The organism is Catenovulum adriaticum, from assembly GCF_026725475.1.
GTDB lineage: Bacteria > Pseudomonadota > Gammaproteobacteria > Enterobacterales > Alteromonadaceae > Catenovulum > Catenovulum adriaticum.
Map to the genome: position 1 here is coordinate 257,351 of NZ_CP109965.1, position 26,273 is coordinate 283,623.

The window sequence follows — 26,273 nt, forward strand, 5'->3', positions numbered from 1 at the left end:
CAGGGTTATTTTAACTTACCAGTTAAGTAGACTGATACATTGCATTGGTGCTACTGAATTATTATTGAATCGGAAAAAGCCTGTGTTAGATAAATTAAGAAATATTGCGATCATCGCCCACGTTGACCACGGTAAAACAACCCTAGTTGATAAATTGTTAGAGCAATCGGGTACGTTAGATTCTCGTGGTGATAACGACGAGCGTGTGATGGACTCAAATGATTTAGAAAAAGAGCGCGGAATAACCATCCTTGCTAAAAACACGGCAATTAACTACAAAGATTACCGCATCAACATTCTAGATACCCCTGGACACGCCGATTTTGGTGGTGAAGTAGAGCGCGTATTGTCAATGGCTGACAGCGTACTTTTATTAGTTGATGCTCAAGAAGGCCCAATGCCGCAAACGCGTTTTGTAACTCAAAAAGCTTTCGCGCATGGTTTAAAGCCAATTGTTGTTATTAATAAAATTGATAAACCTGCAGCACGTCCTGATTGGGTAATGGATCAAGTATTTGATTTGTTCGATAATTTAGGTGCTACAGATGAGCAATTAGATTTTTCAGTTGTTTATGCATCAGCTATTAATGGTTGGGCATCAATTGAAGAAGACGAAATTGGCACTGATATGACGCCATTGTTCGAAACTATTTTAGATAAAGTTGCGCCGCCAGCAGCTGATCCGCAAGGTGACTTCCAAATGCAAATCTCACAGTTAGATTATTCTAACTATGTTGGGGTTATTGGTATTGGTCGAGTGAAACGTGGTTCAGTTAAAGTAAATCAGGCCGTAACGGTTGTTGGTGCTGATGGTAAAACGAGAAACGCAAAAGTAGGTCAAGTATTAGGTTATTTAGGTCTTGACAGATACGAACGTGATGAAGCTAGCGCAGGCGATATTATTGCTGTTACGGGTGCTGGTGAGTTAAAAATATCAGATACTTTATGTGATCAAAACAATGTTGAAGCTTTGCCACCATTAACGGTTGATGAACCAACAGTTACCATGACATTCCAAGTAAATAACTCTCCGTTCTGTGGTAAAGAAGGTAAATTTGTCACTTCACGCCAAATCTTAGAGCGTTTACAAAATGAATTAGTTCATAACGTTGCATTACGCGTAGAAGAAACTGATGATCCAGATAAATTTAGAGTATCAGGTCGTGGTGAACTACATTTAGGCGTATTAATTGAAAACATGCGTCGTGAAGGTTTTGAATTAGCCGTATCTCGTCCAGAAGTTATCATTAAAGAAGATGACAATGGTAACTTGATCGAACCAATTGAAACTATGACAGTTGATATTGAAGAAATTCATCAGGGTTCAGTGATGGAAGCTTTAGGTATGCGTAAAGCTGAAATGACTGATATGGTTCCAGATGGTAAAGGCCGAGTTCGTATTGACTTTACGGTTCCAAGCCGTGGTTTAATTGGTTTCCAAACTGAATTTATGACTATGACTTCAGGTTCTGGTTTAATGTACCACTCATTTGATCACTACGGTGAGTACAAAGGTGGCACTATAGGTCAGCGCAAAAACGGTGTGTTAATTTCTAACGGTCAGGGTAAATCTTTAACTAATGCACTCTTTACTTTACAAGAGCGTGGGCGTTTATTTATTGGTCACGGTATTGAAGTTTATGAAGGTATGGTAATTGGTATTCATAGCCGAGATAACGATTTAACCGTTAACCCATTAAAAGGTAAGCAGTTAAATAATATCCGTGCAGCAGGTACTGACGAAGCTCAAACCTTAACGCCACCAATCATTTATACACTAGAGCAAGCTTTAGAGTTTATTGATGATGATGAGCTAGTTGAAGTTACACCAAAAAGTATTCGTATTCGTAAGAAGTTCTTAACAGAGAACGAAAGAAAACGAGCTTCAAGAACCAAATAAGTTATTTAACAAATTGTTCTGCTAAAAAAGCACCTATTTTAGGTGCTTTTTTATTGGATAAATGAATATTTTGGGTTCTGTGCGTTTATCAGATCCAGGATTGTAATTGTTGCTAGTTTTTACAAACCAACACGATTCAGTGTTATCAAATTGATATTTTTAATTTGATTTTTTGTATTTTCATGCAATGATATTAAAGCGCTCTGTTTATGTTGTGCTTCACTATCAAATATAAGCAAGGTGTTAGTTTCAATAAAATTTTAAGGAGTACATTGTATGGCAGGGTATAAACGCAGTTTAGATCTTTCGCCAAATCAATGGTGGGATTTATTGAGTTTAGCGCAAAAGTTTTCTGCTAATTCGTTATTTCAATTTGGCTATCAGCTTGCTTTTATTCGCAATACGGATAAAGGAAAGTTGGCAGTTTTAATTAGAGAAGATAATAACTTAGCTGCAATCACGGAAGATGGAGAGCTCGATGCCCATCCAAATATTGTTTTAAGAAATCAGCCGGTCTTAGGATCGCAAGATAAAAAAGCAGGTTAAACTTAAGCGCTAAAAAGGACTTCCTTCTTAGCGTTTTTTCTTTCTAAGTTTGACGATTTTTGTTTCTGTTTTAATTTTTTGTGGTTTCACTGTTGAAACAAATACCAGCCAACCCAGCCAAGATAATAATACAGTTGCCAGCAACCATGCATTTTTCTCTTGCCCGCTGACTCTTTTGTCGCTTGAAACTAAAGCGATAGGCATTAAAAATACACAAATCCCAATTACATAAAGCAATAAATCGAGCTCAGATACTCCCATTTTTTAGCACACTCCGATGCAGTTTTACCCGACAAAATATAAATGCGATATCTGTTAAGTATAGAGGTTTAATTTAAAATTGCTTATGTTTATAAAGCACTTAAGCAGGTTTAGGTGGCTCTATTAGCAACTCACAAAATCGAATAAACCCACTTAAATTGTTTTTATGCCATGATTGTTTTACTTCATTGCTTTGTTTCATAATCACTTGTTTCAAATCTTGTGCTGAAAAGTCAGAGCTACGATCTAAATAGCGGGCAACGGATTTGCTCACAGATTCATTTTTTAAAGCGACATCCGCAATAATATTGCAATACTGAGAAAGAATGGCTTCAGCTAATTGAATAGTGTCGGCAGAATCATCAGTGGCAAATGATTTATTTTGGTTAAGCTTAGTTTGCAGTAAATCTGCTTGATTTTGGGCCAGCTGCAATAAAATATCATTTTGATGTTTAGTTGAGCTGTGCATGTTATTTAAGCGAGCTTTCGATACTTTAAGCTCTCGTTTTAGCACTTCTGCACGGTAAAACAGATAAAATACAATTACCGTTAACATGCCAATAATGGCTGAAAACAACACAGTAAGCCTCACTTTAATTTTACAATTTAAGATAATAAGAGGTTAAAAAATATCATAAAAATAGCATAACCGTTAATTTTATTTATAAACGATTGAGATATAGCAACCACGCCCTTATATCTATCAGGTTTATTCAAATTGTTTATAAGAAGATTATATTATGCCAAGTTTGCAGCGGATTATATTAATAGATACGCATTTACCCGGAGTGGTAGAACTAAAATTAGATGGGCACACCAACATATGTGGCACTAATGCGTCTGGTAAAACCACACTGCAACGGCTGATCCCAGTTTTTTATGGTGAATTTCCAAGCCGCGTTGTACCCTCAACCCGAGACAGCTTTGAGCGTTGGTACTTACCCAGAGAATCCAGCTTTATTGTTTACGAATATCAAAGAAATAACGAGCAAACGTGTCAGGCTGTATTGTCTTCATCTGGTTCAGGGGTTAACTATCGGCTCATCAGTAAAGGTTTTGAGCTAGAAGACTATTTACCATTACAAGCAAATGGTGAACACAAACCCGTTACTATGGTGGAATTAGGGCGAAACATGAAGCGCTCAGGTGTTAACCAAACCAGCTTACTGAACACCTCTCAATTTAGAGGTATTATCCAAAATGATCGCAGCCAACTTAATAATAGCAGTAATAGCCGAGAGCTATTAGCTTACGCGCGTTTATATAGCTTATGCGAAGCAGACGCTGGTTTACGTCATATTGAAAAACTGGCTAAAGCGGTACACTCAAAAGAAGGCAAAATGGAAACCATTAAAGCGATGGTTTCAGCAATTTTAGAAGAAGATGGTGTTGTGCCTCCCAGCTCAAAATTAAACCTAAATAAAGTGGATGAATGGATTAAAGAGTGCCAATTAATCCAAGGGTTTGATGCGATTAAACCTGAATTTGAACAACTTGAGCAAAGTTATCAGCAATTACAAAACAACGAAAAAAGACTAGCCGAGCTTAAACAGCACTATGCGTTAGATTTAAGCAAACTCAGCAAAACCTTAACTGAAAACCAAGCCAAGCTTGAAGAAAGCTCGCTCGATTTACACCAATTAGAAAATAATTGGACTCACCAAAGAGATAGCCTTAACCAAAGCATTTCTGCCGCCAAAGCAGATGTTCAAAAATACGAGCAAGATTTAGATCAGGTTGAGCAAGATTATTTAACTTGGCAAGATAAAGATATTGAATCGTTACAACAAAATTTAACCGAACTACCCAGATGGAAAAGCGAACTTGAATCGGCGCAAGCAAGATATTTACTGCTGACAGAAAAGCACTCAGACATTGAAGCAGCCTTTAATAAACGTTTAGCAGAGCTAAGTGAAAAATATAGCCAAGAAATAGACATTTACCGAGCCGAAAAAGAAGACAAAGCCGAGCAATTGTCTGAGCATAAACAAGCGCAAAATACTCAACTACAAAAATTAAAGCAAAACTACCAGCAGCAAAGCCAAAGCGTTCAATTAGAGTTTAGCGAAGCCATGCATCAGCTTGAAAAACAACAAGCTGAACTTAAAGTTGAATTAAATCATTTAGGGTTTAGCCAAGCTGAGCAAACCGAGCTGGATTTATTAGATGCGCAAATTAAAGAAACCAGCGGCATTGAAGATGCCGCCCGCGATGAGCAACAAGCACTAGAGCAAAAACTGAAAAGTGCAGAGCAAAACCGACGTCAAGCTGACGAATTGCTTGCTAAAGCACGCCAGCTCAGTTTAAAACGCGAAAAACAAGTTGAAGCGGTTGAAGCCCTGTTGTATCCAGGTGAACAAACGCTATTGGAATTTTTGCGTAAGCAACAACCCGAATGGGAGCTTGATATAGGCAAGGTGATTCATCCTGACTTATTAAAACGCTCAGATTTAGCGCCGCAACTGGCACAAGCGTTAACCCAAGATTCTACAACCGGTATTTACAATGTACTCGTTGATTTATCGGCGATTGAAACCCCAGAATACGCACAATCAGAACAAACTTTAAGAGAGAAGCTAACCGCGGCTCAAACCGACCTAACAGGTGCTGAAACGGCTCAGCAAAACGCAGAAAGCGAACTGGCCAAAACCAATGAGCAAGTTCAACAAATTGAACGCCAGTTAAGTCAGTTAAAAATTTCGGTAACAGATAAAACTCAAGCTCGAAAACGCTTACAGCAAGATAAAGATGCATTGGTTTCTCAATATCAGCATGGTTTGGCAGAGCGTCGCCTCAAGCTTGAAAAGCAGCTTTCGCAACTTAAACAAAGGTATCAAGCGCAGCAATCGGAACTGGATGCTTGCTTACAAGAAATTGAAGAACAACAGGTAGAGGCTGAGTTAGAGCATAAAGCACACTGGCAGCAACTGATTGCTGATACACAACAACAAATAGAGCAAATAGAGTTACGTATTAAGCAAGCACAAACTGGGCTTAAACAAGATAAAAAGCAAGCCAATTTGTGGGTTGAAAATGAATTAGCCAAACGCGATGTTGATGTTGATGAAATTTCACTACTGAAAAAATCTATACAAAAGCTTAACCAAGATATTAAACATACCGAAGACAACCGCAACCTAGTTAATGATTATTTGCATTGGTATAACACCATATTTAATGGTCATAAACTCACTTGGCAAGCTGAACTTAATCAAGCAAAGCAAGTTTTATTAGAAACGGAGCGCAGCCTTAATCGCCAGCTAAAAAGCTATCAAACAGAGCGTGAGCAACAACTTACCCAGCAAACTCAAATTGAACAAGTTTTACGAGAAGCCAAGCAGCAAGAAAGTGACCTGCAACAAGTTAACCGCCAAATTGCTAAATTAAAACTGCCGCCCGAGCAGGTAACAAAAGAAAACGCTAATTTAGCTCAGCGCATTACTCAAGGCCAAACTTTATTAACTGAACGAGAGCAATTGCAAGCTGAAATTAAAACCCAGCTTGAACGGTTTGATCGCTTAATTGCCTCACAATCGGGCTCAGGTTTAGCTGAAATTTGGGAAAAGTCTCGCGAAGAGTGCAGCCAAACTAATGCACAAGGCATTATTGTATTAGATCACCGAAAGCTGGTTGAAAAGTTATCTGAATTAATTCATGTTTTTGTGCCCCAGCGACTACAAGGTTTACGTGACCAAGGCAAAATATTTGGCAAAGACTTATCTAGTTATTATCAAGTATTGGCCGATATTGATAAACGCATTGCCAGCCAAAGTAGTCGAATTAGTAAAGAGGTTGACGCAGAGCTATTTCTTGAAGGGGTGTCTGAATCGCAAGTTAACATTCGCTCTAAAATCAGTGAACTCGAATTTTGGCCAGAGCTCAAATATTTCCAACAACTGTATTTAGAATGGATAGAGCAAGGTGCGCACGAGCTCCCAACACAAGAGTATGCGCAAAGCATAAAACAAGCGTTAGACATTATCGGCCGTTCAGCTTTATCTGGCGGTATTAGTAAATTATTAGATATAGAGTTAAAAATTAAAGAAGGTCAAAGCGTATTAATAATTCGTACCGACCGCCAGCTAAATGAATCCTCAAGTCATGGTATGGCTTATTTAATTTTATGTAAGTTTTTATTGGCTTTTACTCGTTTATTACGGGGCAATTCAAAAGCGACGATTCACTGGCCCATTGATGAGCTAGGCACTTTACACCAAAGCAATGTTAAAAAGATTTTCACCGCTTGTGAGCATAATAATATTTGTGTGGTTGGCGCGTTTCCAAACCCAGAATCAGAAGTGCTTAATTTATTTGAAAACCGCTATTTAATTGATAAAGCGAGTAAAAAATTACAGGTTGTGCAGCCCAGAATGAACCCCATTAGCGCACGAATTAAAGCCAAACAAGCGAACCAGATTGAAAATGAAGGAGCCGGCGCATGATGAGTCAACCAGGTTTAGTATTAGAGCGTTTATTATCAGGTGAGTTTATTTGCCGGGTTAGTTATGAAGATGGCTTTGAGTTTTTAAAAAATAGCCAAAATGCAGCGCAGATTGAACAGCAACTTAATTTATTAAATCGCACTTTATCAACCGCGGTAGACGATGAAGTTTATTTTGCCAGCTATCTATCACTGGCAGACAAAGAGTGCAAAGTGCTTGAGCGCCAGTTTAAAGAGATAACCAGCAACTTATTACCATTAACTGAATGGTTATTATTAGTGCAAGAAAGCAGTGGTAAAGACATGCCATTAACGCAAGGGGCGGCCATTCGTTTAAACGAACTACAAACCACAATTGAAGACACCCCAGCACTAGCAGAGCAATTGACTAAGATATCGGCTTACCCTTTATTTAACTCAACCAGTAAAACCGTTGATGGCCAAATTAAACAAGTTTTCAAACGCTTAAGCGAATTGGGCTATTTACAAAAACCAAATCCAGAAAAGCTAATTTATATTGCCACCGGCAAGCTAGATTATATTTACGAAGTGATACGCTTTATTGATGAAACTGAAAGCCTATCGCTGACTGAGCAAGCTGAAGCTGCCATGCAGCAAGGTAGCTTACTGTGAAGGATAATCTGACCCAAGTTGGCGCTAAATTTTTACGAGCATTAAGCCGCCACAGTGAGCTTATTATGCAAACCTACCTGACAGGTACGGTTGATGAAAGCCAATATTCGCCCCAAGTATTAGAAAACTTGCAAAATTTAGGCATTATTTGGCGACCTGATGCTGAATCTGATATGCGTTTGCGTCGGGTGGTGCGAGCTTTGCTTGAGGAAGGCTTAAGTGATGAACGCAATCGCCAAATCGACGCTAATATTGGCGGCTCGCTTAGCAAAGTAATGACGTTGGTTGCGCATTATAAAGAAGCTTGCGACAAACATAAGTTTGCAGAAGCATCCGCGCATTTAGCCGAATTAACCGAATTAATTTATTCAATGGTGGATGCGTTAAGACAAAGTGTTAGGGCCTTATGGGCACGTATTCATAAAGAATTTGGTTATGTTGCTTCAATAGGCGCTAAAATTCGTGAAAACCAATTAGCGCAAAGTCAGGTAAGCCAAATGCTGGCGCAGCTTGAATTATTTGAGTTTGATAAATTAGCGCAAGAAGCGGGCAGCAACCGAGATTTACGGCGCTTATTAGTGGTTACTTTGCAATCTAACTTTTCATTAATTAGCCAAGAGCTTAGTTTAGCGCAAGGCCGGTTAACTGAATTGCTGGGGCGTTTTCGTGAGTTTCAGGGTAAAACCCGGCTGCTTAAAGGTTTTGTATTGCATTTAGAGCAAAACCCAAGCTATCAACCTGCTCAATACGCAAAACATAGTCAGGTGCCTAATTTATTTAATCAAGCCGATAGCATTATAAAACCTGCGGCAATTGATATAAATAACCCTGAACATGAAGCTGATTTAACTCATATAGTAGCGCGATTAAAATCGATTTATCATCTTAAATCTCAGCCTGTTGCCAGCGCTGCGCAGGCTATTCAGGTTGAAGCCATGGCTCAGGTTGAATTAGATGAAAATAAAGTAAAACAAGCGGTAGAAGATTATTTTTGCCAAATTATTGATAGCGGTGAGCGTCAGTCTGCACTTGAGTATCATCAACAATTAGGCTTAGAGTTTGATCCTGAAGTTTGGTTATACCAAGTGATAGGTGAGTATGAAGCTTTGTCTGACAGTGAAAAAAGCTTTTTTGAAGTTGAGAAAAACTTAAAAGATCATCCGCTTTATAGCGGCAATAAAATAATTGAAGATGTTGAGCTATGGTTTAGTTAATGAGGGTTTAGATTAATTCGTCATACCCGAGCCGTCGGGTATCCGTTTAGCGGCATTAATTTTTATTTTTAGACTTAAAATATTAAGCAATCGCAAGGCTGGTTGGTTTTGTGGTTTTTATTGCATTGTTCACGATGGCGGGATTCCTGCCTGCGCAGGAATGACGGCTAATACAGGCATGACGGCTATTATTTGTCATACCCGAGGCGTCGGGTATCCATTTGGCAACATTCATTTTTATTTTTAGACTGAAAATATTAAGCTACCGTAGGGCTGGTTGGTTTTGTAGTTTTAATTGCATTGTTCACGATGGCTGGATTCCTGCCTGCGCAGGAATGACGATAAATACAGAAATGACAGCTATTATTTGTCATACCCGAGCCGTCGGGTATCCATTTGGCAGCATGAATTTTTAATTTTAGACTTAATACTTGAATTCAAGAACTAAGCAATCGCAGGGCTGGTTGGTTTTGTGGTTTTTATTGCATTATTCGCGTTGGCTGGATTCCTGCCTGCGCAGGAATGACGGCTAATACAGGCATGACGGCTATTATTTGTCATACCCGAGGCGTCGGGTATCCATTTAGCGGCATTAATTTTTATTTTTAGACATAAAATATTAAGCAACTGCAGGGCTGGTTGGTTTTGTGGCTTTTATTGCACTGTTAGCGTTGGCGGGATTCCTGCCTGCGCAGGAATGACGATAAATACAGAAATGACGGCTATTATTCGTCATACCCGAGGCGTCGGGTATCCATTTAGCGGCATTAATGTTTATTTTTAGACTGAAAATACTAAGCAACCGCAGTGCTGGTTGGCTTTGTGGTTTTAACCCGTTTGCTATGTCAACAGGGTTGCCCTTGTAATCACGATAATGGCTTTTCCCAAAACTCAGCAACGCCTGCATTTTCAGCTAATTGATACGCTTTAAACCCAGAGCTTTGATAAAGCTTTTTGGCTACTTGGTTTTCGTCTAATACTTCAAGTGTTAGCTTGCAATAATGATGTTTAACGGCATATTGTTCAGCGGTTTGCATTAACGCTTTGGCAATCCCTTTACCTCTGTGCTCAGGCTGAACGGTTAAATCATGAATATTAAGTAAAGGTTTGGCATAAAAAGTTGAAAAACCTTCAAAGGCGTTCAGTAAACCAACCGCTTGGTTCTGCCAGTAAGCAAGCCAGCCGGTATAATCCGACATTGATCAGACCCCAAGCTCAAAATTATTAATTTTATAGTAGCGTTCAGCACATCCTGCGAGCTGCTGGATTACACTATTCCTCACGTCATTTATCCCATCCACATGCACCAACTCATAGTCATAGTGGGTATCAAGCTGCACTAGGTTTACACCTTCAAAACACTGGAATACCCAACGTAAAGTTGGATTGCTAATTGGTTTATTTATCTGGTTTGGAATGGTTACTTGCGCTTTAGCCATATTCGCACGTAACCGTCTTTGACCTATGCTATAAACCAATAACGACAGCGTCATAATCATCAACAAGGCATCGATTCTGCTTGGCTTTTTTATAAAAAGTGACGAGACAAAAAATAGTGGGTCTTTTAAAAATCTAAACCCTCGCTCAACATGAGATTGCGCTTTGTAGCGCTCAAAAACGCATTCATCGCTTAACTCAGTTTCACAGGCATTTGTTGCCAATACAAAACAAGATTTTTGTTCGACGTAATTCTGTTGCGCGGCTTTATCTTCGGTCACTTGGCCGATAAGTTGCCATTGCACTGATTGAACCACCGCATCTTTTTTGGGTCGGCCTTTTCCTTCATATTGATTATGTGCGTTGCACTCAGCAATGCTTAAACTATGGTATTTTTGCTTTTTATCTAATACTGCTAAGGCGCTTTGTGCATCCGTTTCACAAGCAAATCTTTGCGCTTGCAAATGAAATAGGGCTTTATCCAATGCTTTGCGCTCTTTAGCCACTAAACCTTCGATGCTTTTCTGTGCACGTGCTTTTGCTGCGTTAGAGTAAACAACCAGCCAACGCTGCTCAATATCCATATGCTCAACTCTAAGCGGTCTGTATTGATAGTTGTCGTTGATACGTGTCCAATCATTGGCCGTTAACGCTTCTGAAATGGACTGATTTTCTAATTTTATCGTGGATGGAATGAGAGTGATAAATCGAATTTGTTGGAGAAATTCGGCATTTTCTTTGTGGTAAAATTTGCTGTCTGCTATACAAAATTTGGGGGCATCGCTTGCTTTGAATGTATCTACCAATGCGCTGGCACGCTCTCTAAATATAGTGCTGTCAGATGCATTGCCATCCCAATTTTTACTGAGCATAGGGACGCCGCCGTCTTGCGTAACAATCATCTCTTGCACGATTTGTTTTAAATCAGGTCTATGGTCTTTGCTGTATCCATGTTTGATTTGAATTGGAATTTCATCTTCTTGTTCATCATCTATATTGTATTGGCCTGTAAGTGAATAACTTGTTGTATCTAAAGATTGAAATTGGGTGTCGACTTGCTCTATTTGGCAAGCTTGATAGGCAATACGAGCAAAAAGATTGTCACAACCAAAGTCGCTGCATTGGTCGAGTGTGCGTCCTAATTTGTGACGGTTAAAGTGACTTGCCTCGACTCCTTGTCTAAAAAGATGCTCCATTGGCAAATTTTCAAAAAATTGTGGTGTGAGGCTCAAAGGTCGGTTAGAAAAGCCCAACCCGTTCATAATCATGCCTTTAACCGCTTCACCTGGTGTTATCTCTTGCTTTTCATCTTGAGGTAAATATTGGTCTATTAATTCAACTAGTTTCAAGTCGTCAATTACGCCTGCTACAATTCCATGATGATCTAACCGTTTGATTTTTAATTTCATATTCACCTCAATAAATTGAAGTGCTATTTTATGTTTTTTAAGAGGATCTGACGATCCCTAAAAATAAAATTATTGAATGATCGTCTGATCAATGTCGGGTATAATCTGACCTTAATTTTAATTGGGCAATTAAGTTTTCTTGAGTCGAGTTAGCCAGCGCTTCGCCGCCACCCATAGGATCAAGCGCATAGTCAGTTAGCAATTGCAGCAAAGCTTTACAATGTAAGGGGTTGTCTAATTGAATGCGCACAATGGATAACATAAAAAGGCTCTATTTAGGTTAGGCAAAACGCTAATTTATCAGTTTTTATCAATTTTAAAAAATAAGACTCACGGTTTGATCCTAAAAGATCGCAAAAGAAGCCATTGCCAGAGTGATCCATTGCAAGAAGAATCCATTGTAAGAAGAAGGCTAAAAAAGCGAATTGCATCAGTCACTATTTGGCGAAAGCAAACTAAAATCAGGCAAGCATTCGCATGCCTTTGTAAAGAAATCGCAATTTTATCGTTAATTACCCCTAAGTTTGCCAAATTTGTTAAAATCTAAGCCAATTTACTCTGGTTGCAGTTTACTCACTTAGGTATAATCAGCGCATTTTCGCATGGCGAAAACCCGAATAACCGTCAACAAACAGACAAGGTACTCACATCCGTTATGGCTAAGTACGATATTAAAACCTTTCAAGGACTTATCCTTGCATTGCAAGATTACTGGGCACAGCAAGGCTGTGTAATTGTTCAACCTTTAGATATGGAAGTAGGCGCGGGCACTTTCCACCCAATGACATTTTTACGCTCGCTTGGTCCAGAGCCTCACAATTGCGCTTATGTACAACCTTGTCGCCGCCCTGCTGATGGCCGTTATGGTGAAAACCCAAACCGATTACAACACTATTATCAATTTCAGGTTATCTTAAAACCTTCACCCAGTAATATTCAGGAACTGTATTTAGGTTCATTAGAAATGCTAGGTTTTGATACCCAAGTTCATGACATTCGTTTTGTTGAAGACAACTGGGAATCACCAACATTAGGCGCTTGGGGTTTAGGTTGGGAAGTTTGGTTAAACGGCATGGAAGTAACCCAGTTTACCTATTTTCAGCAAGTGGGTGGCTTAGAGTGTAAACCAGTTTCAGGTGAAATCACTTATGGTTTAGAACGTCTTGCCATGTACATTCAAGGCGTAGACAGCATTTACGATTTAGTTTGGGCAGACGGCCCTATGGGTAAAGTGACCTACGGCGATGTGTTCCATCAAAACGAAGTTGAGCAATCAACCTACAACTTTGAAATAGCCGATGTAGATGCTTTATTTGCACAATTTGATCACTGCGAAAAAGAAAGCCAAAAGCTGATTGAAAATAATTTGCCATTGCCGGCTTATGAACAAGTGATGAAGGCATCTCATGCATTTAACTTACTGGATGCTCGTCATGCAATCTCGGTAACAGAGCGCCAACGCTATATTTTACGTGTTAGAGCGTTAGCTAAAGCTTGTGCAGAAACCTACTATGCTGCACGTGAAGCACTAGGCTTTCCACTGTTAAAAAAAGATACCCAGCAGGCAGATAAATAATGACAACTGAAAATTTATTAATTGAACTTGGTACCGAAGAGCTACCGCCAAAAGCATTACGCAAACTTGCACAAGCATTTGCAACTAACTTTGAAGCCGAATTAAAATCAGCCGATTTAAGCTATAAGCAAATTAACTGGTTTGCATCGCCACGTCGATTAGCCATTAAAGTAACCGAGTTAGTCGCCAAACAAGCCGATAAAATTGTTGAAAAACGTGGGCCTGCAATTAAAGCTGCATTTGACCAAGACGGCAATCCAACAAAAGCCGCCTTAGGTTGGGCGCGTGGCTGTGGTATTGAGATTGAACAAGCCGAACAATTAGAAACCGACAAAGGTGCTTGGTTATTACATAAAGCCGAAGTCACAGGGCAAAATATTGAAACGCTAGTGATAGATATGGCAGCGCGCTCGTTGGCTAAATTACCTATTCCTAAACCAATGCGCTGGGGTGATTCGGCCACTCAGTTTATTCGGCCAGTACATACCGCCACGGTTTTATATGGTGCTAAAAGCATTAACGGTGAATTGTTAGGCGTAAAAACAGACACCAAATTACAAGGTCATCGCTTTCATAGCCAAGGTTTAGTTAAGATTAACCACGCGGATGAATACGAAGCTGTTTTAAACAAAGCCTACGTTATTGCAGACTTTGAAGCGCGTAAAGCTCAAATCAAAGCGCAAGTAAATGCAAAAGCGGCAGAGTTTGACTGCATTGCCGATATGGATGAAGACCTATTAGAAGAAGTAACAGGTTTGGTTGAATGGCCGGTTTTATTAGTCGCCTCGTTTGAAGATAAATTTTTAGATGTACCAGACGAAGCCCTAATTTACACCATGAAAGGCGACCAAAAATATTTTCCGGTGCTTTCAAAAGCGGGTAAATTAACCAATAAATTTATCTTTATTTCAAACATTGAAAGTAAAGACCCATCACAAGTTATTTCAGGTAACGAAAAAGTGATTCGTCCGCGTTTATCTGACGCTGAATTCTTTTTTACAACCGATAAAAAGAAAACCCTTGAAAGCCGGTTAGACAGCCTTAAAAGTGTTTTATTCCAGCAAAAGCTTGGCTCATTATATGAAAAGTCAGAGCGCATATCTGAGTTAGCTGCCTATATTGCTGAAAAAATTGACGGCAACAGCACAGATGCCAAACGCGCTGGCTTATTATCAAAAACAGATTTAATGACCGAAATGGTGATGGAATTTACCGAAGTGCAAGGCGTAATGGGTATGCACTACGCTCGCCACGATGGTGAAAGCGAAGCCGTAGCTAACGCATTAAACGAGCAATACATGCCAAGGTTTGCAGGCGATAACTTACCACAAAACCCAGTAAGCTGTGCTGTGGCTTTAGCCGATAAATTTGACACCCTTGCCGGTATTTTTGGTATTGGCATGTTACCAAAAGGCGACAAAGACCCATTTGCGTTACGCAGAGCAGCCATTGGTGCACTTAGAATTATTGTCGAAAATGAACTAAATTTAGACATTGCCGATCTAACAGCAAAAGCCGTTAGCTTATTTGGTGACAAATTAAGCAACGACAAAGTGGAAGCTGATGTAGTCGAATTTGTATTTGCCCGCTTTAGAACTTGGTATCAAGATCAAGGTTACCCAGTAGAGATTATTTTAGCGGTACTTGCGCAGCGTCCTACCGAGCCAGTTGATTTTGATAAACGTGTTAAAGCTGTTTCGGCATTTAAAGAACTCGATGCAGCAGAGGCACTTGCAGCAGCCAATAAACGGGTTAGCAATATATTAGCTAAAAACCCAACAGAGCTTGCCAAACAAGTTGATGTAAGCTTACTACAGGCCGATGAAGAAAAAGCATTACAGCAATTAATTGCACAAATGCAAACTAAACTGGCGCCTGTATTTGAACAAAGAGCCTACCAACAAGCGTTAACCGAATTAGCATCGCTTAGAAATGCAGTGGATGCTTTTTTTGATAACGTAATGGTAATGGATGAAGACATAGCCGTGCGTAATAACCGTTTATTGCTATTATCTGAATTACGCGATTTATTTTTACAGATTGCAGATATTTCGGTTTTACAAAAGTAAACTCATAATCTGAATTAGGGCAAGTACCACTTTATTGTGATGTGGATCGCCCTAATTTAGCTTAAAAATAAATTTGGCTATTACATTTATAAATAACCAAATTTTTATAAAAGGGCTGAACATGAAATTAACTCAATTAATTTTATTTGTGGTTGGCAGTTTAATCTTATCAGGCTGCGCAGTAACGCCAATCCAAAAAAATCCACTAGATACTGATCGGTCAGACTTTTTATACCTACGTGGTAATTTTACTTGGTGGGACACTGAAGAGCACGCCAAAGTAGAAAGAGTTGAAGGGCAACTATACAAAGCCACGGTTGACTTAATTGCCGATGGCCAGCCGTACGAATTTAAATTTGCCGACGTAAACTGGTCGCTTGGTGCAAACTGCGGTTATTATGAAGCCAGCGATCAATTAGTGACAACGGATAACAGTGTCACGGCTAATTGCAGTGCTAAATTTGAACCTTTTAAATTTGTACCAGAGCAAACCGGCGAATATGATTTTTTTATCGACTTTGCTGATGAAGACGAGCCGCAAGTTTGGGTTAGACCAACCCCTAAAAACTCCTTGTTTAATCAATTAGTACCCAGCTTTTAATATCTCTGGCCTGCTTTTAATGTAATCTGAGCGCAGGTAAATATTTAAAATACCCAAGCAATCGCTTTTTAATCCAAGCTGGCTTGGGTATTTTTTATGCTTAAGCTAAAAATTTATTTAATGGGCTGATAACACCATTTGCACCTTGCTGTAAAACATGAGTATAAATTTGAGTTGTTTTAACGTCTGAGTGACCAAGTTGGCTTTGTACGGTACGAATGTTTTTAGGTGTGCTTGTCTTATGGTTTTTTTGCATTGAAGCAAAACCAAGACCCTCTTCTATATCTTGTTGATGCAATTGCTTAGCTTTTTCAATTTGAGCTTGTAAAAAGACAATTAAATTTTCGGGCAACAATGTACAGCGATCCTTATTCCCTTTACCACGGAAGACAAAAATACTTTTGTTATGAAAATCAATGTCTTTAATTCGCAATCTTAGTGCCTCATTTATTCTTAAACCGGCACCAAATAACAAACTGGCTATAATTCGATACTTACCCGACAGATTAGAAATAATTAACATGGCCTCTTGGGAACGAACCCAATGCAAATAAGATTTTTCGGTTGTGTAACTATGGTGCTTAGTTCTGAGTTCAGTTCTAATTGACTCGATAAATTGAGGTTTAGCCATCAATAATTCCTTAAACTCAAGTTATTGCTTACTTATACAGTTATAAATGCTGATGTACCAAAAACTCAGATTATTTCTTGCTTTGTTTTTAACAAGGTATTGGTTTCTTGGAGATATAGTTATTTAACAATATGATTTTATTTATGTTTTTTAATAATGAGTTTACATAACGCCCCTTACCTGGCTCGCTTTGACGATAGGCTTGCTTTCTATCTGAAAATTCTTGTTGCTTTTTACTCAACCAAGGCTTAAGTTTATGAAATGATTAATTTAAATTTCATTAGAATGGCGTTGATAGATTCAATGTTAAAAAGTTCTATATGCTCTTCTAATGAGTAAGCTGTTAGGGCTCAGCGTCACCTATATATTGGAGAATAACTTGAAGTTAAAAGAAGCATTGGAAGAATTAGGTCGGGAAAAAGCGATTGCTCTGGGTGTGCAAATTGCCTCAGACTTAAATATACAATGGGAAGGAAGCTTGGCTATTGTTTTTAATGCAATAGTTAATGACTTTGAACGAGCCCCTGGAAATATTGGGGGTAAAAACGACGATCATTCTAGCGCTATTCGAAAATGGATTTTGAAATATCGAAGCGGAAAAGATGGCAGAGCAAGCCAAAGAGTTTCTAATCCTCCGGGAACGGTGTCTGATCCTATTATCGAAAAAATAATTGGGGCGAGAATAACGGCACTTACACCGAATGACCTTATCAAAATTAACTATGCCCACCGTTTAGGTATGTCGGCTGAAAATATTCTCGGATTAATTTTAGAAGAGTATTTGGCAGTAAACTTAGAGCCTAATGGTTGGCATTGTGCATGGGGAGAAACCGTAAAGTCCGTCGATTTCGTTCACGAAGATGGTCGTCTTCTTCAGATTAAAAATCGTAGCAACTCTGAAAATAGCTCAAGCAGTGCAATTCGGCATGGAACTCAGATCGAAAAATGGTTCCGCATTAAAGCGGATAGAATTGAATACATGTGGGAGTCCCTGAACGGAATTTGTGGAACCACCACACTTTCGGAAGATTCTTTTGTAAGCTTCGTTCAATCTACCCTCGCTAGCAACCCATCTTGTTTGGCTGTTGAAAAAGAAAATCCATGGCTCTGATTTTTAAGAACTGTGGTTCAACCAAAACCCAGTTCTTTCTGCTCAGATTTGGAATTATGGCGATCTACAAGCTTTTTAAACTCATTTCTCCACTCCGTATCCGTCGTGCATTTATAACGCGAATACTTAAAGCCTTTATATTGAATAACATCAATACCGCTCAGTAAGTTTAAAATCAAGGCTCCAACAGCCTGTCCTAAGCTTACAGGTACAGCATTGCCAACTTGCTTATATTGTTGGATTAAGGGGCCGGCTAAATCCCATCTATCAGGAAATTCTTGGATTTTCTTATATTCTTGAATAGACAGAGGTCTATCTTCCTCTGGATGAGCAAGATCAGTCGCAGGCATTGCTGGGTGCGTAACGAGAGTTGGCGAAGGTTTATCCCATGCCAATCTGCGAAGAAAACCGGTTTTTCCTCCACCGGAATAAAAAGACTTACCCATAGCTTCTTTTTGTAGTTCAACCGGTAGATTTTTCCAGTTCTCACCAGATTTTAACAGTCGATAATATTTGAGTCTCTTCTCTGGGAAGGTGATGTGATCATGTTTGTCTATTTTCGAGATACATTTTTTCAACGTATTCCATTTTGGTAAGCTGTACTCTGCATTTTCAGAGTGTGTGGGCATTAAGAATGGTGGAGCCTTTCCATCACGAGAACAGACAATTATTACTCTCTCTCTTATTTGGGGCGTTCCAAAATTCGCAGAGTTATAAAGGTTGAATGAGTAGCCATACCCTGATTTTTCAAGCCTATTTATTATAAAGTTTAGCGCACCACCTTTTAGTTCATCTTCGCCAAGGTCAGGAAAGTCCTTTCCTCTTTGTTCATGTGGCCTGTGTTCCATCGGGCATGAGAGAAGTCCCCGAACATTTTCAATTACAAAATACTTGGGTCTTAATTCAAGGCATAATTCCAAATATTTTAAAAAGACGTTGCCACGCTCATCATTGAAGCCCTTCCTATTTCCCGCAGTGCTAAATGCTTGGCATGGTGGTCCGCCGACAATTAAATCAATTTCATCGCATTTATTTAAGCCTGCAGCACTCCTGATATCATCAGCATTGTAGTCGTTTATATCATTTAAAAGAGCAATATCAGGTTTATTCAAAGCAATAGTTTGCCTACAAAACTTATCGATTTCACAAGCAAGGCGTATATCGAAACCAGCCTTCTCTATACCTAGGTCAAGCCCCATTGCCCCTGAAAAGAAGCTTAGTGCAATAGGCTTTGTGCTATTCGCTAAGTATGCAGGATGGTCTTCGGCAACATGGTGTGCTGTTTTTAAGCCGTATCTATTAAGGCTCTTAGCATCTATGACCCAAGAATTGCCAATTTTTCGCGCGACTAAATCACCTTGTCGGCACAAGGTTCTGACTCTCTGCTCGCTAATATCTAGTTGCAGAGCTGCTTCTTTAATGGTAATTTCGGTACTCATTTTTAGTTTCCTTCTCGAAACCTGTAGAGAGTACCAGTTTAATTGTATAAAAATACATGTCAAGCCCTAACAAGGCGCTGCACTCGGACAATTTTCCGCTTCGCTTCAAATTGCCGGTGAGCGCGGCGGTATGACTCCCACTGTCAAGTTAAACGCACTGATCCTTGCCTAACTTTTTAAGCCATAATTTTAAACTCGAATTAGAGCAAAAATAATCAATGACAGCCATCTATAAAAGGTTATAAAAACAGTTGGTTAGTTATTTTTTGTCTTTGGATTCATTGGTTTTTATTATTGACATTTTTAAACTTGGCAGTCATCTAACGAATGTGTCTAGTACCTTATATCAGTTAGTTGTTGACGGGTGAAATTCAGGCATATTGGAACAGAAGAATGCAAATGACAGCCACTTATAAAGGTATAATTTTTTATAACTTTGTTCAATTATTCAATCACTACTATTTAGATTTTATCTAAATTCGCGATATATGTAATACAACCCCCGAACAAGCACTTCTAATAACAAGCGAATCCCCCTAAACTATAGAAACCAAAAAACTGATGAAACTTAGGAAGAATAATGAAGAAACTATGCATTTTACTAATCGCCTTTATGGGGCTGCCTTTTATGGCAAGCGCTGATCAACAAAAAATTGAAGCTGGTGGCTTTGTGCACAGCGTCTACTTTTGGTTAAAAAATCCTGACAGTGATTCAGAACGCAAAGAATTTGAAGCGCACCTTACTAAATTTATTAATGCATCTAAATACGTTAAAAGCAAACACATAGGCACTAAAGCTAGCTCTCATCGAGATGTGGTTGATAGCAGTTATGATTACACTCTCATTGTCACTTTCGATGATAAAGCTGCACAAGATAAGTACCAAGATGAGCCCGTACATCACAAATTTGTAGAAGATGCATCACACCTTTGGCGTAAAGTTGCTGTTTATGATTCACACAGCATTCTTTAATTCATGCGATTAAAACAAGTGCTTTAGCCTTTTTAGTAACCAATGACAGCCATCTATAAAAGGTTATAAAAACAGTTGGTTAGTAATTTATTGCTTTTGTGTACATGGGTTTTTAGGTCTGTCTATTATTTTTTTATTTGGTAGCAGTTGGTGCAATGATTTTTGTAGTGCCGTACAAAGTGATCTCTGAAACCCAAATAAATGAGTATTAAACCTCAGCAACCATAGATTTAATGCGTGGTTTTGTAATTGTGATGGTCTTGGATACTTCATCTAGGTGAATGTATATAAAATTTTAAATTTAAATATAAAACTAAATAGGGTATATTTTGCATATCTTTGTTAAAAGGTTGCAAAATAAAATGAAAAAAATATTTAGTATATTGCTCTTAGGCCTATTAACGGCCTGTTCCGCCCCTCAATCCTCTGTGCCAGCCCGTATGGTGATGGCTTCTGGTCCTTACGTCATTCCAGGACAAGCGCCGCAAATAGAAGCTCAACAATGGCAATTAGTTGATAATATGTCAGATGAGTTTAATGACACTGAAATTGATCTAACTAAATGGCAAATCGAGCCAGAAGGCAATGGTTGGGGCTGGATTGGTCGACCACCCGGATTATTTAAAGCCGAAAACGTGTCCGAAAGAGACGGTGCAATGCAAGTTGAAGTCAGTGTTTTGCCGGATCCAGTAATACAAAAAGGGCGTGAGTACACCTACCAAGGCGCTATTGTTCGCTCGATTAACCCAGGGCAACCCGGCTGGTATTTTGAAACCCGCATGAAAGCCAACGCTACAGAAATGTCATCAACATTTTGGTTAATGACAAAAGGCAATTCTAAAAAGAAGCTTGAGTTAGACATTCAAGAATGTGTCGGTACCACATCAGAATTAACCCACAGTTGGGCAAAAGAATGGGATCAAATCTTTCATTCCAATACGATCCATCGTAAAAACCAATATAATCCAGAGCCAATTCAAATACAGGGTTCGGTTAAAACAAAAAGCAAAAACCATGAAGATTATTATGTGTATGCAGCTTGGTGGAAGTCAACTGATGAAATACGCTTTTATCTAGATGGAAAGTATGTTTATTCAATCACACCACCGGCTGTATGGGATGTGCCAGCATTTATTCAAATGGCTATTGAAACTTACGACTGGAACCCAGTGCCTCCAGATGGCGGCATGGTTAAAAGAGGCAACCAAGAAGCGCGCACCACCTATTATGATTGGGTAAGAGTTTGGAAAAAACAAAAATAAGATTTAGCTTACAAAACAATTGAGAAATACGATGAAAATAAAATTAACTTTATTGTCGGCTGCATTTGCACTGACAGCGCTCGGATGTAGCCAAACCGCAACTTCGCCCATGTCACAACCGGCAGCGCATAAACAAACAGCAAAACCCAATATCATTGTGATCCTTGCCGATGATTTAGGCTCGGGTGACGTTAGCTTTTATCACCAAAAATTTAGCGGTAAAAAGCCTGTGGTTGAAACCCCAACCATTGACAGCATTGCCAATCAAGGTGTTTGGTTTACCAATGGTCATTCAGCAACTGCCTTATGTGCTCCCACTCGTTACGCAGTGTTAAGTGGCAATAATAATTATCGCTCTTATGCCCCTTGGGGTGTTTGGAATACGTTTAGACCCAATGCGATTAAAAGCCAGGATATGACCTTGGCACGAGCTGTTAAACGCGGTGGATATACAACAGGGTTTGTTGGTAAATGGCATTTGGGCGGGGATTATTTGTTAAAAGATTCAGATAAAATCTACCGGGGCACTGATTACAAAGAACAGGAAAAAATAGACTTAACTAAAATGGTTGGCGGCGGCCCGAATGATTTAGGTTTTGACTATAGCTATATGTTACCCACAGGTATCCAAGGCCCGATTTATTTAACCTATGAAAACCAGCAGTGGCAACCGCTTACTGATGATTCTAAAATTACTTATCTGGATAAAACATCCGCTATAGAGCCTAAAATTGTCAGCGATAAGGGCCCAGGTATGGGTGACAGCCACTGGGATACGCGAAAAATGGGAGATGTCATTTCGCAAAAAGCAGTCGACTTTATCAATCAGCGCACATCTAATGAGCCATTTTTTCTCTATTATGCGAGCCCAATGGTGCATATACCACATATGCCTCCAAAAACTTTTGATGGTGAACAGATTGCAGGCGCCACACCTTCAGAGCATTTAGATATGGTTAAAGAACTTGATTTGCAAATAAAGCGTCTGGTTACAGCCTTAAAAGCTCGGGGGGAATATCAAAATACGTTAATTTTAATTACCTCAGATAACGGCGGTTTAATGAAACGAGCAAGCATTCAGGCCGGTCATAAAACCAGTGGTATTTATCGAGGTTCAAAAAACCTGCCTTATGAAGGCGGGCACAGAACCCCTTATATTGCTAGCTGGCCAAATGGCATATCTGGCGGCGTGATCTCTGACGAGGCAGTGGTTGTTCAGGACTTATTGGCAACAATCGCAGCTGCAGCTGGCGTGCCGTTAGATGAAAAAGCAGCACCTGATAGTAATAACCTGCTTCCGTTATTAACCCAGTCTGGTGACTTTTTTAGCCGTGAACGTATGTTTTTGCAAGGTGGCAGTAAAACCCAAGCGATTTATGTTAAGGGCGATTGGAAGTTGATCATGCAGAGTAACTATCAACTAGATGAGTTTGAACCTATCGCACTATTTAATCTAAAGGATAATATTCGCGAATTGGAAGCACAAAATCTAGTTGATACTGAAGCGCAGCGCGCCAAAAAAATGCGCGACGAATATCTTAAAATTCGTCAGTCTAAAATACCGACTGCCCCTAAATATCTTAATTAGATTTGCCACTGGTCCAGAATCAGTAATGACTAAAAGCCCCGTTTGACTGTAATGCCGCTCATTTAAGAGTGAGCGGCATTAATTTTCTAAAAAAATCAATGACAGCCATCTATAAAAGTTCATAAAGACAGTTAGTTAGTTGTTTTTTCTTTGAGCTCGCTGGTTTTTATTTTTGATTAAACAATAAATGCGTTAATAACATTTTTGTCATCCATTCTATATTTTGATTGTGTCGCGCGGCGAACTTGACGTTACGATAAAATTAAACAGCGTGTAGATCGCGCACAAGGCATATCTGCCATGTAAAAATTTTATAGATTATTTTGGATATGTAACTTTAGTTATTTAAAATATTTATATAAACATTGAATTTTAAATATAAAAAAAGTTAAACAATTTTAGTGAATTCATATATTCTTAGCTCTGTTAAGTAAGTTGATATGAGTAGAGGATGTATGAAGCAAGTATTACTAGCGCTATTAAGTATACTTTCAGTTGGGTATGTTGCGGCAAAACCAATGAATGTTATTTTGATTATGGCGGACGATATCAGTGCCAGAGAGTTTCCGATGTATGAGTCGACCAAGTGGTATGGCGATCGCCGGGCCAAAACACCTGTACTGGATAAGATAGCGGCCGAGGGTGGTAGTTTTATTGAAACGGTTTGGGCCAGTACTATATGTAAGCCTACACGTGTTCAAATTATGAATGGCACTTATGCGCATCAAAATAAGTATTGGGATAACAGCCACATGGGCACCAATAGTCATACTCAATACGTAGCCTATCAAAGCGCACCAATTACGCTTGGAAACATGAGCCGAGATGCAGGTTATGCCAATATTTGGGTTTCGAAAACGCATAACACCGACGGAGCTGATTTGCTTAGCATGGGGTTTAATGAAGGGGTGTTTAATCCTGCCGAAACTAAACGCGCAGGGTGGAACCCGTTTGGAACCCCTAATGAGAACCCTTATGAAATATTTAGAACCGCTGATCCCAAACATTGGGATCATAAGTCATTTTATTGGTGGCCGGAAATACAGTTAATCAATCATCCAGATTATCCTGCTGAGCCGTATAAATATGTTAAAACCACATTGAATGATTATGCGCCGGATCTAGAAATGGAATACATTTTTGATTTTATGGATCGTTCTAAAGCATCGGGCAAGCCATTTTTTGTATACCACACTCCTCATCTAGGTCATACGGCACGAGATCCTGCTGTTAAAGGCAACCCAACACAGTGGGTACCCACACCTGAAATTTCATATAACGAAGACGAAGGCAAGTTTGGAACCTACACCCGAGCAGACGCTAAATATATTCCGCAAAAAGATGGCACTTATAAAACAAAAAATATTACCCCAGAGGGGATTAGCTATCACTTAGAGTATCTTGATTACCAATTATGGCAGTACCTTCAAAAGCTGCAGGATATGGGCGAACTTGAAAACACCGTGATTATATTCACCGCTGATAATGCCACGCAGGGCTGGGGAAAAGCTTCTATTAATCGGCAAAAAGGTCCTCATGTGCCAATGATGATCTATGCACCAGGTGTAGAGGGACTGGTTCAGGGGCGGCAGAATATTCAGGCTGATTTGACCGATGTTTTACCCACACTGGCCGACATAATGGGCTTCGAATTTCCCGAAGGTTATGACAAACTGGATGGAAAAAGCATGTGGCCATACCTGACTCAAAAAACTGACAAGCACCGCGATTACATTTATGCGATGCGCCTTGATGCTCAAATGATACGTAATGATAAGGTACTCAAGGATGGGCACGGTGTTTGGTACGATGCAACCAAGACGCCTGCTGACTACGACAGTTTTGTTAAAATTAACGATCTTCCAGAAGGTGAGCATAAAGCCATGTTACTGGCTGAAAAAGCCAAGCTTGAGCCAATGTTAGCTCAATATGATCTTTATAATACGGATTCAGAAGCGCCATTACCGCCAGCTGATAGCGATGGTGATGGTTTATCGGATGCGTTTGAAAAACAATATGCAGTTTCAAATGCCACTGATGATCCTGACGGGGACGGCATCGACAATTTTCACGAATTTGTGTTTGGAACAAATCCAACCGATCCAAACTCACCAACTGCACAACAGAAACCTCATTTGATTGAAGTAAGTGATGCGCAAGGTGAATATGTAGGGCTTGCCTTTCAGCGCAATGATGTGCTGGGTTATGATTACTTTTTTATAATAGAAGGCACTATTGATGGGAAAAAATGGCAGACCGATGGCGTGGTTCAACAATACAGTACTCGCTCTAACGGCGATGGTACTTCTAGAGTAATAGCCCGGGTAGCAGCTGATAAAAGTAAGGCGCTGATTAAAGATTTGCGACTTAAGATAATAAAACCTAAAAAGCGACAGCCGCGTAAATATAAAAACCTGTTGCAATAGCGATTGTGGCCTACGTATTTTCGCCCCAAGCGGGGCAGATAGACTATTATTAAACCAATAAGTTGTGCTTTTTTGCTGGGGCGGTTAATTTGTTATTAACCGCTGTTTAATTGGCACCGGTATAAATTACTTTGTATCCGGCTTTGCTCAATTCTGGTTTTATAATGATTTAGGCGGTTTCTTATGTATATGGACGTGATTAAGTTTTGGTTTGAAGAAATTAATCAATCAAGCTGGTTTGCAAAAAGTGATGAGTTTGACTTACAGTTGAAAAAAAGATTTTTGGCATTGCACGATCGTGCCGTTAACTGTGAACTGTATCAGTGGCGTGATTCTGCTTTGGGCTGTTTGGCTGAAATTATTGTATTAGATCAGTTTTCCAGGAACATTTACAGAGATAAACCCCAATCATTCGCTTATGATAGTTTGGCTTTAGCACTGGCTCAGTCAGCTATAAATCGGGGTTTTGATAATGAGTTAACCCCAGAACAGCGCAGTTTCATGTATATGCCCTATATGCATAGTGAATCGCCTTTTATTCATAAAGTGGCAGTTGAGCTTTATACTAAATTGGGGATCGAAAAAAACCTTCATTTTGAGCTTAAGCACAAAGCGATTATTGACAGGTTTGGCAGGTATCCACATAGGAATAAAATTCTGGGGCGAGTTTCAGCACCAGAAGAGCAGTCGTTTTTAAAAACGCCAGACTCAGGCTTTTAGTTAATTCGGTAAAACCTAAATAAAATAGCTAACCGC

General features: G+C 39.4%; 20 protein-coding genes and 2 pseudogenes. 14 read left to right on the plus strand and 8 right to left on the minus strand.

Features of this window, described 5'->3' with window-relative positions; genetic code table 11:
- The first annotated feature begins 82 nt into the window (after nucleotides 1–82).
- Complete coding sequence (gene typA / locus OLW01_RS01135) at nucleotides 83–1,900, plus strand: translational GTPase TypA (RefSeq protein WP_268074803.1); 1,818 nt, start codon at nucleotides 83–85, stop codon at nucleotides 1,898–1,900.
- 276 nt (nucleotides 1,901–2,176) lie between these two features.
- A complete protein-coding gene (locus OLW01_RS01140; RefSeq protein ID WP_268074804.1) occupies nucleotides 2,177–2,446 on the plus strand; it encodes a hypothetical protein in 270 nt (89 codons plus the stop codon).
- A gap of 27 nt (nucleotides 2,447–2,473) precedes the next feature.
- Here the strand turns inward: OLW01_RS01140 and OLW01_RS01145 are convergent, their stop codons facing one another.
- A complete protein-coding gene (locus OLW01_RS01145; protein ID WP_268074805.1) occupies nucleotides 2,474–2,707 on the minus strand; it encodes a hypothetical protein in 234 nt (77 codons plus the stop codon).
- 100 nt (nucleotides 2,708–2,807) lie between these two features.
- Nucleotides 2,808–3,287 carry a hypothetical protein gene (locus tag OLW01_RS01150; RefSeq protein ID WP_268074806.1) on the minus strand — a complete coding sequence of 160 codons (480 nt, stop codon included), beginning with the start codon at nucleotides 3,285–3,287 and terminating at the stop codon, nucleotides 2,808–2,810.
- A 160-nt stretch (nucleotides 3,288–3,447) separates the two neighbouring features.
- Here OLW01_RS01150 and OLW01_RS01155 point away from each other — a divergent pair, with 160 nt between their 5' ends.
- Genes OLW01_RS01155 through OLW01_RS01165 form a run of 3 tightly spaced genes read left to right on the plus strand, consistent with a single transcriptional unit; the run spans nucleotide 3,448 to nucleotide 8,995 of the window.
- Entirely contained in the window at nucleotides 3,448–7,149 is a 3,702-nt protein-coding gene (locus tag OLW01_RS01155; RefSeq protein ID WP_268074807.1) for an ATP-binding protein, read from the plus strand.
- A complete protein-coding gene (locus tag OLW01_RS01160; RefSeq protein WP_268074808.1) occupies nucleotides 7,146–7,781 on the plus strand; it encodes a condensin complex protein MksE in 636 nt (211 codons plus the stop codon). Before OLW01_RS01155 ends, OLW01_RS01160 begins: the two co-directional genes overlap by 4 nt.
- Entirely contained in the window at nucleotides 7,778–8,995 is a 1,218-nt protein-coding gene (locus tag OLW01_RS01165; RefSeq protein ID WP_268074809.1) for a phosphoenolpyruvate carboxylase, read from the plus strand. Before OLW01_RS01160 ends, OLW01_RS01165 begins: the two co-directional genes overlap by 4 nt.
- A gap of 866 nt (nucleotides 8,996–9,861) precedes the next feature.
- Here the strand turns inward: OLW01_RS01165 and OLW01_RS01170 are convergent.
- The 3 genes from OLW01_RS01170 to OLW01_RS01180 form a co-directional block, all read right to left on the minus strand.
- A complete protein-coding gene (locus OLW01_RS01170) occupies nucleotides 9,862–10,194 on the minus strand; it encodes a GNAT family N-acetyltransferase (RefSeq protein WP_268074810.1) in 333 nt (110 codons plus the stop codon).
- A 3-nt stretch (nucleotides 10,195–10,197) separates the two neighbouring features.
- Complete coding sequence (locus OLW01_RS01175; protein ID WP_268073583.1) at nucleotides 10,198–11,841, minus strand: IS1634 family transposase; 1,644 nt, start codon at nucleotides 11,839–11,841, stop codon at nucleotides 10,198–10,200.
- 88 nt (nucleotides 11,842–11,929) lie between these two features.
- Nucleotides 11,930–12,103, minus strand: coding sequence for a hypothetical protein (locus OLW01_RS01180; protein WP_268074811.1), 174 nt, complete (start codon nucleotides 12,101–12,103; stop codon nucleotides 11,930–11,932).
- Between the two features lie 393 nt (nucleotides 12,104–12,496).
- Between OLW01_RS01180 and glyQ the strand changes: the two genes are divergently transcribed.
- The 3 genes from glyQ (at nucleotide 12,497) to OLW01_RS01195 (ending at nucleotide 16,087) form a co-directional block, all read left to right on the plus strand.
- Nucleotides 12,497–13,417 carry a glycine--tRNA ligase subunit alpha gene (gene glyQ / locus OLW01_RS01185; protein ID WP_268076126.1) on the plus strand — a complete coding sequence of 307 codons (921 nt, stop codon included), beginning with the start codon at nucleotides 12,497–12,499 and terminating at the stop codon, nucleotides 13,415–13,417.
- Entirely contained in the window at nucleotides 13,417–15,486 is a 2,070-nt protein-coding gene (gene glyS / locus OLW01_RS01190; RefSeq protein ID WP_268074812.1) for a glycine--tRNA ligase subunit beta, read from the plus strand. Before glyQ ends, glyS begins: the two co-directional genes overlap by 1 nt.
- Nucleotides 15,487–15,607: 121 nt before the next feature.
- Nucleotides 15,608–16,087, plus strand: a complete 480-nt coding sequence (locus tag OLW01_RS01195; RefSeq protein WP_268074813.1) for an early set domain-containing protein — start codon at nucleotides 15,608–15,610, stop codon at nucleotides 16,085–16,087.
- A gap of 100 nt (nucleotides 16,088–16,187) precedes the next feature.
- On the opposite strand, the pseudogene OLW01_RS18465 reads toward OLW01_RS01195, so the two are convergent.
- Both OLW01_RS18465 and OLW01_RS01200 read right to left on the minus strand, forming a co-directional pair.
- A pseudogene (locus OLW01_RS18465) lies at nucleotides 16,188–16,310 on the minus strand (integron integrase); the annotation flags it as partial.
- A 42-nt stretch (nucleotides 16,311–16,352) separates the two neighbouring features.
- A pseudogene (locus tag OLW01_RS01200) lies at nucleotides 16,353–16,718 on the minus strand (tyrosine-type recombinase/integrase); the annotation flags it as partial.
- Nucleotides 16,719–17,097: 379 nt separating this feature from the next.
- Between OLW01_RS01200 and OLW01_RS01205 the strand changes: the two are divergent.
- A complete protein-coding gene (locus OLW01_RS01205; RefSeq protein WP_268074815.1) occupies nucleotides 17,098–17,829 on the plus strand; it encodes a SinI family restriction endonuclease in 732 nt (243 codons plus the stop codon).
- Between the two features lie 17 nt (nucleotides 17,830–17,846).
- On the opposite strand, the gene OLW01_RS01210 is transcribed toward OLW01_RS01205, so the two are convergent.
- Nucleotides 17,847–19,268, minus strand: coding sequence for a DNA cytosine methyltransferase (locus OLW01_RS01210; RefSeq protein ID WP_268074816.1), 1,422 nt, complete (start codon nucleotides 19,266–19,268; stop codon nucleotides 17,847–17,849).
- A gap of 580 nt (nucleotides 19,269–19,848) precedes the next feature.
- Here OLW01_RS01210 and OLW01_RS01215 point away from each other — a divergent pair.
- The 5 genes from OLW01_RS01215 to OLW01_RS01235 all read left to right on the plus strand — a co-directional run bounded on the left by OLW01_RS01215 (nucleotide 19,849) and on the right by OLW01_RS01235 (nucleotide 26,237).
- Nucleotides 19,849–20,241 carry a Dabb family protein gene (locus tag OLW01_RS01215; RefSeq protein WP_268074817.1) on the plus strand — a complete coding sequence of 131 codons (393 nt, stop codon included), beginning with the start codon at nucleotides 19,849–19,851 and terminating at the stop codon, nucleotides 20,239–20,241.
- Nucleotides 20,242–20,603: 362 nt separating this feature from the next.
- Nucleotides 20,604–21,503 carry a LamG domain-containing protein gene (locus OLW01_RS01220; protein WP_268074818.1) on the plus strand — a complete coding sequence of 300 codons (900 nt, stop codon included), beginning with the start codon at nucleotides 20,604–20,606 and terminating at the stop codon, nucleotides 21,501–21,503.
- A 31-nt stretch (nucleotides 21,504–21,534) separates the two neighbouring features.
- Nucleotides 21,535–23,091, plus strand: coding sequence for a sulfatase family protein (locus OLW01_RS01225; RefSeq protein WP_268074819.1), 1,557 nt, complete (start codon nucleotides 21,535–21,537; stop codon nucleotides 23,089–23,091).
- A gap of 455 nt (nucleotides 23,092–23,546) precedes the next feature.
- Complete coding sequence (locus tag OLW01_RS01230; RefSeq protein ID WP_268074820.1) at nucleotides 23,547–25,517, plus strand: sulfatase-like hydrolase/transferase; 1,971 nt, start codon at nucleotides 23,547–23,549, stop codon at nucleotides 25,515–25,517.
- A 183-nt stretch (nucleotides 25,518–25,700) separates the two neighbouring features.
- Nucleotides 25,701–26,237, plus strand: coding sequence for a DUF924 family protein (locus OLW01_RS01235; protein ID WP_268074821.1), 537 nt, complete (start codon nucleotides 25,701–25,703; stop codon nucleotides 26,235–26,237).
- Nucleotides 26,238–26,273: the final 36 nt, after the last annotated feature.